Origin of the sequence: Pyrobaculum sp. (genome assembly GCF_049971835.1) — an archaeon.
In the GTDB taxonomy this organism is placed as follows: domain Archaea; phylum Thermoproteota; class Thermoprotei; order Thermoproteales; family Thermoproteaceae; genus Pyrobaculum.
Genome location: NZ_JBMFKV010000333.1, coordinates 1 through 1,602 on the forward strand (window position 1 = coordinate 1; position 1,602 = coordinate 1,602).

Consider the following 1,602-nt stretch of genomic DNA (forward strand, 5'->3'; position numbering starts at 1 on the left):
GCCGACCCAGAGGGCACCCCCACCACGACGTCGAAATGCCTCAGCGCCGAGAGCAACCTATCCACATCCGCGCCGCTGAGGGGCACCGCGGAAATTACGACGTAAGGAGTCTCAACCTCCAGCACCTCCCTCAGGAGATCCCCCGGCGACTGCACCAGCCTCACCGGCCAGCGGCCGCCGTGGCCGGCGGCGCCCAGGTACAGGACCGTGACGCACACCCCCGGCAGTTCAACAAAATTTTTATGCATCACAGCCCCAGTCGCTGTGGGCGCCTCCAAGTTGCAGAGACACGCCTTGACTTATTTCGGAACGGCGGGGGTTTTGGCCACCATCGCCACGGGCGCGCTGGCGCTGGCGCACGTCTGGGTGTTCAACCAGACGAGGCAGTTCGACGTCGCCCTCCTATCACTAACCCTCGCCTCCTTCGCCGCCTCCCAGGCCCTCCTCACCACCGCCGTGGCTCTCTACGTCGCCACAAGACGCGCATACATCCCGCCGCCCATGCCTCCGCTCCCGAAAGCCGAAACCGCGGCTCTCATCCCCGCCTACCGGGAGGAGGGGAGGATAGGCCAGGTGGTGCGGGAGGCGAAGAAATACGTCGACGTGGTGATTGTAGTGGACGACGGATCAGACGACGGGACCGCCTCCGAGGCCGAGGAGGCGGGCGCAGTGGTCATTAAACACCCCCACAACATGGGCTACGGCGCCGCCGTGAAGACCCTCCTCCACGCCGCGTTGAAAGCCGGCGTTAAATACGCGGTGCTCCTCGACGGCGACGGGCAACACGACCCCCGCGACATATCCAAATTCATAAAAGCCCTGGAGTCGGCAGACCTCGCCGTAGGCGACCGCTTCGGCCTCAGCAGAGTCCCCACACACAAAAAAATCGGCATATCAATAATCAGAGCCGTGCACAGAGCCCTCGGCGTCAAGGTGCGCGATCCAGAAAACGGCTACCGCGCCTTCACCCGCAGAGCAATAGAGGCCCTCCTACCCCACCTCGACGAGGTGTGGATGGGAATCTCCTCCCAAACCGTCTACATGGCCAACCGCCTCGGCCTCCGCGTCGCCTCCGTCCCCACCGAGGTGAGGTACCGGGAGGCCGAGCCCAGCGAGTCGCCCATCTGGCACGGCCTGTCAGTCATCTGGACCATAATCTGGACGTGGCTCACCGAGAGGCCCCTCCGCACCATGGCGATAGGCGCCGCCGCACTCGCCGCCTCCCTCGCCACGGCCGCCTACGTAGCGGCCATCTTCAACGCCACCCGCTACATCCGCCTAACCTACACAGCCCTCTCCATAGTACTCGAGGTAATGGCCGTCGTCCTCATCGCCGTCGCCGCCACCGCCTACGCCACACGCCGGCGTTAATTATTAAAAACAGTAACCCCCAGCCCCCGTGAAGATATGCTTTATATGTAGCAACCTCTGGCCCCACACCCTTGGCGGCGCCGAGAGGAGGTACTACGAATTCGCGGTAGAGCTCATGCGGCGAGGCCACGAAGTAGCTTACGTGACATACGACTGGGGCCCCAGCGAAGTCCCGCTGGCCACGGTGGGCAAGCCATCCCGCCTCTACGACTCGAAGGGCAGGCGAAGGAT

The 1,602-nt window shown here is 64.0% G+C and carries 2 protein-coding genes and 1 pseudogene; 2 read left to right on the plus strand and 1 reads right to left on the minus strand.

The window, feature by feature from the left end; genetic code table 11:
• The coding region (locus tag ACP5J3_RS14350) for a hypothetical protein (protein ID WP_428496302.1) at nt 1-218 on the minus strand (218 nt) is incomplete at its 3' end.
• A 46-nt stretch (nt 219-264) separates the two neighbouring features.
• Between ACP5J3_RS14350 and ACP5J3_RS14355 the strand changes: the two genes are divergently transcribed.
• Both ACP5J3_RS14355 and ACP5J3_RS14360 read left to right on the plus strand, forming a co-directional pair.
• Entirely contained in the window at nt 265-1,371 is a 1,107-nt protein-coding gene (locus ACP5J3_RS14355; protein ID WP_428496303.1) for a glycosyltransferase family 2 protein, read from the plus strand.
• A 28-nt stretch (nt 1,372-1,399) separates the two neighbouring features.
• Nucleotides 1,400-1,602, plus strand: a pseudogene (locus ACP5J3_RS14360) (glycosyltransferase family 4 protein); the annotation flags it as partial.